6 protein-coding genes are annotated in these 6,805 nt (G+C 73.9%); all 6 read right to left on the bottom strand.

The window, feature by feature from the left end:
* Positions 1–41: 41 nt before the first annotated feature.
* Complete coding sequence (locus ACWTSU_RS05855; RefSeq protein WP_455138943.1) at positions 42–1,415, bottom strand: replication-associated recombination protein A; 1,374 nt, start codon at positions 1,413–1,415, stop codon at positions 42–44.
* A 262-nt stretch (positions 1,416–1,677) separates the two neighbouring features.
* On the bottom strand, positions 1,678–2,937 hold the full coding sequence (locus ACWTSU_RS05850) for a deoxyguanosinetriphosphate triphosphohydrolase family protein (RefSeq protein WP_455138942.1): 1,260 nt from the start codon (positions 2,935–2,937) through the stop codon (positions 1,678–1,680).
* 3 nt (positions 2,938–2,940) lie between these two features.
* Positions 2,941–4,332, bottom strand: a complete 1,392-nt coding sequence (locus tag ACWTSU_RS05845) for a hypothetical protein (RefSeq protein ID WP_455138941.1) — start codon at positions 4,330–4,332, stop codon at positions 2,941–2,943.
* A 230-nt stretch (positions 4,333–4,562) separates the two neighbouring features.
* The gene (locus ACWTSU_RS05840; RefSeq protein ID WP_455138940.1) at positions 4,563–5,660 is read right to left on the bottom strand and encodes an SGNH/GDSL hydrolase family protein; all 1,098 of its coding nucleotides are present in this window, start codon (positions 5,658–5,660) and stop codon (positions 4,563–4,565) included.
* A gap of 5 nt (positions 5,661–5,665) precedes the next feature.
* Positions 5,666–6,445, bottom strand: coding sequence for a metallophosphoesterase family protein (locus ACWTSU_RS05835; protein ID WP_455138939.1), 780 nt, complete (start codon positions 6,443–6,445; stop codon positions 5,666–5,668).
* A 121-nt stretch (positions 6,446–6,566) separates the two neighbouring features.
* A partial coding sequence (locus ACWTSU_RS05830; RefSeq protein WP_455138938.1) for a hypothetical protein occupies positions 6,567–6,805 on the bottom strand: 239 nt, incomplete at its 5' end.

Genomic DNA, 6,805 nt, shown 5'->3' with positions numbered 1-6,805 from the left:
CTCAGCGTTCAGTGCCGTGACAGTGGGGACGGAGGTTTTTGTCACACCTCCGGGGTGTGACAAACACCTCCGTCCCCATTGTCCCAGGCGCGCTCGCGGCCGATGGCCTCCTGGCGCCACGCCTCCCAGCCGCGCGGCCCGGCGTGGTAGAAGGAGCCGCGCTCGAGGCCGTCCGGCAGATACTGCTGCTTCACCCAGCCGGCCGGGTAGTTGTGCGGGTAGAGGTAGGGACCGTACTCGTCGGAGCCGGGGCGGTGGCGGTCGCGCAGGTGGCTCGGCACCTCGCGGCGCGGGCCGGAGCGGACCTCGGCGAGGGCGGCGTCGATCCCGGCCTCGGCGGCGTTGGACTTGGGCGCGAGCGCCAGGTAGATAGCCGCCTGGGCCAGGTTGATGCGGCACTCGGGCATGCCGATGACCTCGGTGGCGCGGAAGGCCGCGTGGGCCACGAGCAGTGCCGTGGGGTCGGCGTTGCCGACGTCCTCGGAGGCGCAGATCATGATGCGGCGGGCGATGAACTTGGGGTCCTCGCCGGCGTCGAGCATGCGCGCGAGCCAGTAGAGCACGGCGTCGGGGTCGCTGCCGCGCATCGACTTGATGAAGGCCGAGATGACGTCGTAGTGCATGTCGCCGGACTTGTCGTAGGGCAGGCCGCGGCGGGGGTTGGCCTCGCGCACGTGCTCGGGGAGGATCCTGAGCGGGGCGGCCGCGGCACCGTCGGGCCTCTCGCCGTCCGCCGGCGGGTCGACCATCTGGCTCGCCAGCTCGAGCGAGGTGAGCGCCGCCCGTCCGTCCCCGCCCGAGAGCGTCACGATCTCGTCGGCCGCCTCGGGCGTGAGCTCGTAGGCGCCGGCCAGGCCCTCCGGCGCGGCCACGGCGCGGGCGAGCAGCTCGCGGATCGAGTCGTCGTCCAGGGGCTGCAGCTCCACCACGCGGCTTCGGCTGATGAGCGCCGAGTTGACCTCGAAGTAGGGGTTCTCGGTGGTGGCGCCGACGAGCACCACCGTGCGGTCCTCCACGGCGTGCAGCAGGGCGTCCTGCTGGCTGCGGTTGAAGCGGTGGATCTCGTCCACAAAGAGGATCGTCCGCCGGCCGAGGGAGAGCAGGCGGGACTGGGCGGCCTCGATCTCCCGGCGGAGGTCCTTGACCGTGCCGGTGACGGCGCTGACCTCCACGAACTCGGCGTGCGTGGTGTGCGCGATGATGCGCGCGAGCGTGGTCTTGCCGGTGCCGGCCGGGCCGTAGAGGATGACCGACGAGAGCGTGTCGTGCTCGATGGCGCGCCTGAGCCAGCTGCCGGGGCCCACGGCCTGCGCCTGCCCGACGAAGCCGTCGAGCGTGTCGGGCCGCATGCGGGCCGCGAGCGGCGCGTTCTCGTTTCTGCGCGCGGTCTCTATGTGGGTGAAGAGCGTGTCCATGGGGGCGATTGTACGTCATCGCCCGGACACGGGGCCCTTCTCGCCGGGCGCACGAGCGCCCTTCTCGCCCCGCAGCCGCCCATCTTCATCGAGTGCACGAAATTATTGATATAAGAGGGCTCTCCAGGCTCTTCTCGCGCACAAAAGCGCAGGTCGCAAGAAGACGTGCGACCCAAAATCCCTGTCAATATCAATAATTTCGTGCACTCGATGGAACGGGGCACGAGCGCGGCGGCGAGAGGGGCGCGCGGCGAGAGGCCCGCTACGGCCGCACGCCCTCGCCGAAGTAGCCGCGGTGCGGGAAGAGGCCCGCCGCCTCGGGGAACGCCGCCTCGCAGGTGGCCACGAAGTAGTCGTCGGTCATCGACGAGATGAAGTCCACCACGGTCCGGTCGGGGTCGCCCTCCCAGTCGTAGGTGCGGCCGTAGTACGCAAGCCGCCGCTCGGTCGGCCGCACGTGGTGCGCGAAGATCGCCGCCGACTCGTCGCCCGCGGCCAGCGCCTCGAGCTCGCGATCGTACAGCGCCGAGAAGAGCGCGCGCACGTCAGCGGAGAAGTCGCCGTTGACCTCGCCGTCGCCGTAGATCTTCTCGTAGTTCTCGCGCTTGGCGCGGCGCAGCTCGGCGAAGCCCTCCTCGCTCATCGCGATCCGGTCCTCGCCCACGCTGGCCTCCACCACGTCGGCCACGAAGGCCGCGAGCGCCCAGGCGTTGTAGCCGCCGCCCAACCCGTCGGCGAAGCTCGACTCGGTGCAGATGCCGGCGCGGATGGCATCCTGGCGGTCCTTGCCCACGTAGGCGATGATGTCGGAGACGCGCACCACGCAGCCCTCGAGCGTCATCGGCCGCAGGTGGGAGATCGCGTCGGCGCCGCGCTCCCAGCACGACGCCACCACGCGCTCGAAGGTGTCGAACGCCGCCAGCCCGCTCGTCTCGAAGACCTGCTGCTCGAACTCGCCGTTGTGGCAGAGCGCGCCGTCGAGGGTCTGCAGGCTCACGTTGCGCCCGGCCAGCTCGTCCATCACGCGCACGCTCTGCACGTTGTGGAAGAACCAGCGCCCGGTGCGCTCGTGGTAGGCGTCGTTCAGGAAGCGCTCGCCGGCGTGGCCGAACGGCGTGTGGCCGAGGTCGTGGCCCAGCGCGATGGCCTCGATGAGGTCGAGGTTGAGCCCCAGCGCCCGCCCGATGTCACGCGCCACGCGCGCCACGAGCTGCACGTGCAGGCCACGTCGCGCCAGGTCGTCGTTGGCGCGGAACGAGAAGACCTGGGTCTTGCCGGCCAGGCGGTTGTAGGCGGGCAGGTGCACGACCTTCTCGGCGTCGCGCACGAAGGCGGGGCGCAGGGACGTGTCGCGGTCGCGCTCGCAGGCGTCGCGGCGGATGGCCGAGGCGTCGCGGCACGCGAACGGCGAGAGCCGCCCGCTCGCGGCGAGCTCGGCCACGAGGCGCTCGGCGCGCTCGGAGAGGCGCCCGGTGAGGCCGGGCGCGAGCGGGTTGGCGGGGGTCGTGGCGCGCGCGCCCATGTGCTACTGCCTCACCACGAGGCAGCCCATGTCGGCGCGCCGGCCCCAGGAGCCCAGCGGGCCCGCGGCGCCGCAGCGCGCGTAGACGCCGCCGAACTCGCCGTGGAACAGGAACAGCCCGAGCAGCACGCGCGCGTCGAGCTCCTCGCCGGCGACGAGCTCGGAGGAGGGCCCGGCGCCGCCCACGGTGACGCGCGCGACGGGCGCGCCGTCGAGGCGGACGGCCACGCCGCCCTCGTCGCAGCAGGCGAGAAGGACGCGCCACCACTCGTCACGGTCCATGCGGTCCTCGCCCGCCACGGCCTCGGTCACGCTATAGGCGCCGGCGGGGCGCAGCAGCCACTGGTCCTGCTCGGCGATGTAGCGCGAGACGTCGTCCCCGCGCTCGAGGAAGCGCGCCTCGGGGACGTGGGAGCGCACGAAGGCGAGCTCCTGGGCATCGAGCACCGACTCCATGGCCTCGGAGCCGAGCACCGGGAACAGGGCGTTGGTCGAGACGGGCCAGGTGCGGAAGCCGCCCACCACGCAGGCCAGGCCACGGCGCGCGGCCTCGATGAGGGCGCGGGAGCCGTCGCAGGGCTTCTCGAGCATCTCGCTCACCAGGGCGCGGCGGTAGACGCAGGTCACGGGGCCCTCGGAGTCCACGAGGCGGCGCTGGCCGTCGCCGCCCTCCTCGATGCGCAGGTCGCGGATGTCCACGAAGCGCGCGTAGACGCCCTCGTCGGCGAGGCGCTCGATGAGGTCGGCGAACTCGCCCTCGGAGGCGCTCTCGGCGTAGTCCACGATGCCCACCGGCGGGCGCTCGGGGCTGCGGATGCCCTCGCCGGCGTTGGCCCACGAGCGGTAGGTCTCGCGCAGGGTCGCCACCACGCCGTCGGCGATGTCGAAGGTCTCCACGCCCTTGTGGCGCTCGGAGAAGCGGCGGTAGCTCTCGGTGAGCTGGATGGCGCGCGTCACGTCCACCGATGCGGTCATGCCCACCGAGCTGTCTGTGGAGACGCCGCAGAAGCGCACGTCGCCGGTCGCAGGGTCAAAGAGCGCGTCCAGGCGGACGAAGGGGAGGAGCCGCTCGTAGCCCGTGGGCATGAGAGTGAGCTCCTCGACCTCGGCGGGCAGGCGGAACAGCGCGCGGAAGGAGGCGTCGTCGAGGTAGCGGCGCATGATCTTGTCGAGGACGCGGCCCATGGTCTCGGAGGCGTCGCGCAGGATGTCGACCTCGGCGTCGCCGAGCACGACCGGCGTGAGCGCCCAGGCGCCCGACCCGTAGCGCTCGGAGGCGGGGTGCGTGCTGGCGAGGTAGGCGCTGCCCGCCGCCCTCCCCTCGGCGTCGCCGTCAAGGTCGCGGACGATGCCGCGGAACTCGTCCCCGAGCGTGCGGCTGCGCAGGTTTCCCATGGTCACTCCCCAATCCCTCGGGCGTCGCACGGGGGGCGCGGCGCTCCTTGCTCGCGGCATTGTAGGTGTTGGCGGCTCAAAACGGCAAACACGAGCGCAAAGGCGCCCGATATGTGAATCTGCTATGAAGACGGGGTCCCCGGGAGGGGCGGGCGGCGCCCGATTCTCGGCAAGCGGCGGGACGATGGGAACGGAGGTCTTTGTCACACGCCGCGGGCGGCGCGCGGGGGCTACCGGGGAGCGCCGAACGCGTCCGCCAGCTCCTTGGCAATCAGGCGCGACCCCTCGGCGCCCGGGTGGTCCGAGCCGTCGGCGAGAAGCTCGCCCAGCTTGTCGGCCGGCAGCAGCGCCGCGCCGTCCACCACGCGCATCCGCGGCCACCGCGCCGCGGCCTCGGCGATCAGGACGTCCACCTCGGGGGCGCAGCTGCGCGGGTGCGTGGGGTAGTAGGCCTCGGTGTGCGGCGGGGTCGTCACCACGAGCGCGGGCGCGTCGGGCCAGCCGGCCGCGACCTCGGCGAGGTAGGCGCGCGCGTCGCGGCGCACGGACGCGGCGACGCACGGCTCGAAGCGGTAGTTGTCGGCGAACTCCACCACCACGGCGGCCACCGGCCCCGCCGCGGCGGGGTCCGGGAGCGATCCCGGCTGGAAGACCTGGCCGCCCACCCCCTGGTTCACCAGGTCGAGCCCCAGGCGCTCGGCGAGAAGGACCGGCCAGGTGAGGGCCGGGTCGGCCACGGTGAAGCCCTGGGCGACGGAGTCGCCGAGGACGAGCAGGGCGGGCCGGGGACGGAGCGGCTCGAGGTAGGTGGCGCCCTCCACGGTGACGTCGCCCACCGCGCAGCCGGTGAGGCACGGCAGGTAGAGGCGCACCTCGTGCTCGGGCCCGAGGCCGGGCAAGTGCGCCATCCCGGGCACCGGCAGGCTCGCCGGGTCCTCGAGGACGAGCTCCACGCCCCTCTCGCCGTCCGCCGCGAGCGGGCCCGTGCGCCGCCCGTCCACGACGGCCGACGCGCGCGTGACGTCGCCGGCGGGCTCGCCGGTGTGGCGCTCCGCGTCGGCGAGCATCGTGCGCGTGGGGAGCGGCGGGACGTCCGGCGCGAGCCCCACGCGCGCCGCACGCCCATCCGTGCGGAAGGCCACGCACACGCCGGCCGTGCAGGCCGCCATCTGGCGGTAGAGCCCGGGGTGCCAGGCCGCCACGCTCCCGAGGGCGCGCAGCTGGGCGGCCGTGAAGCGGCTCGGGCGCGCGAGGCCGTCGGACGAGGGCGCGACGTCGAGCGCCCCGCGCAGCAGCTCGGCCGCGGGTCGTGTCAGCTCATCGGCCATGGCGCTCACTCGCCGTCGCGCACCGGCTCGTAGAACTCCTCGCCGTCGTCGAGGCGCAGGATCAGGACCTGCCCGTAGCCGGCGCCGCCGGCCGCGCCGCAGTCCACGTCCCAGCGGTCGCGCGCCTCCCCCACGCGCACCATCCGCGCCAGGCCGTCCTCCCCCACGGGCGCGCGGTCGAGCGAGGAGGCCATGCGCTCGAGGTAGGGCGTCGGCGTGTGGCCGGCGACCACCACCGGGCCCGTGCCGTCGGCGCCCAGAAGCCCCCGCTCGGCGCCCCAGAACTCCTCGCGGATCCAGGTGAGGTCGTCGGGCGACTGCGCGGCGAGATAGGCGGAGGCGCCCGCGTCGTCCCAGGACTCGGGCTCGGCCGCCGTGAGCCTCACCCCGGCGTGGGCGAGCAGGTAGAGCGTGCCGCCCACGCGCGCGTGCAGCGAGCGCGGCAGCGCCCGGACCCAGGCGAGCAGGTCATCCAGCTCGTCGGCCTCGAGGGCCTCCAGGCCGGCCGAGGTCGTGGCGCCGCCGTTGAGCGCCCAGTTCATGGTCGCGAGCAGGTCGTGGTCGTCCGCGAGGCACGAGATCATCAGGTCCTCGTGGTTGCCCATCAGCGCGACGGCGCCGGGCAGCGCGCGCACCAGGCGCAGCACGCCCACCGGGTCGGGGCCGCGGTCGATCATGTCGCCCAGGCAGACGAGGCGGTCGCCGTCGGACGGCGAGACGCGCTCCAGCGCGCGCTCGAGGGTCGCGCGGTGACCGTGCACATCGGAGAAGACGTATGTCGCCACGCGCACCCTCCTTCCCGTGGCCGCCCCGCCCGCGCCATCGGGCGGGCGCGGGTCGCTTGCTCCCAGCCTAGCATCCGCGCGCCGCCGGCGCGAGGCGGCGCCGCGAGCGGTCTCGCGGGCGTCAGGCGCGCCGCCGCGAGCGGGCCCTGCGGCGGCGCAGGCGCCACGCGGGCACGCCGCCGGCGTCCACCACGTGCGCGGGCAGCCGCCCCTCCCCCGCGCGGCGCACCTCCGAGACGACGCGCGCCACGGTGGCCTCCCGGCGCGGGTGATTGGGTGTGCCCTCCCCGAACACCACCCAAGGTCCACCGGTGGAGGGAGAGTGGCACCCTCTGCTCGCGTCGCAGGCGGGGGTGTGCG

The organism is Thermophilibacter sp., assembly GCF_966187215.1.
Note: the sequence above shows the minus strand (reverse complement) of the source record. Positions and strands in the feature narration are given on the sequence as shown.

What these genes read in the sequence shown, in the direction of transcription:
- ACWTSU_RS05855 (WP_455138943.1), bottom strand. Translation starts at nt 1,415, where the DNA reads ATGGACACGCTCTTCACCCACATAGAGACCGCGCGCAGAAACGAGAAC.
- ACWTSU_RS05850 (WP_455138942.1), bottom strand. Translation starts at nt 2,937, where the DNA reads ATGGGCGCGCGCGCCACGACCCCCGCCAACCCGCTCGCGCCCGGCCTC.
- ACWTSU_RS05845 (WP_455138941.1), bottom strand. Translation starts at nt 4,332, where the DNA reads ATGGGAAACCTGCGCAGCCGCACGCTCGGGGACGAGTTCCGCGGCATC.
- ACWTSU_RS05840 (WP_455138940.1), bottom strand. Translation starts at nt 5,660, where the DNA reads ATGGCCGATGAGCTGACACGACCCGCGGCCGAGCTGCTGCGCGGGGCG.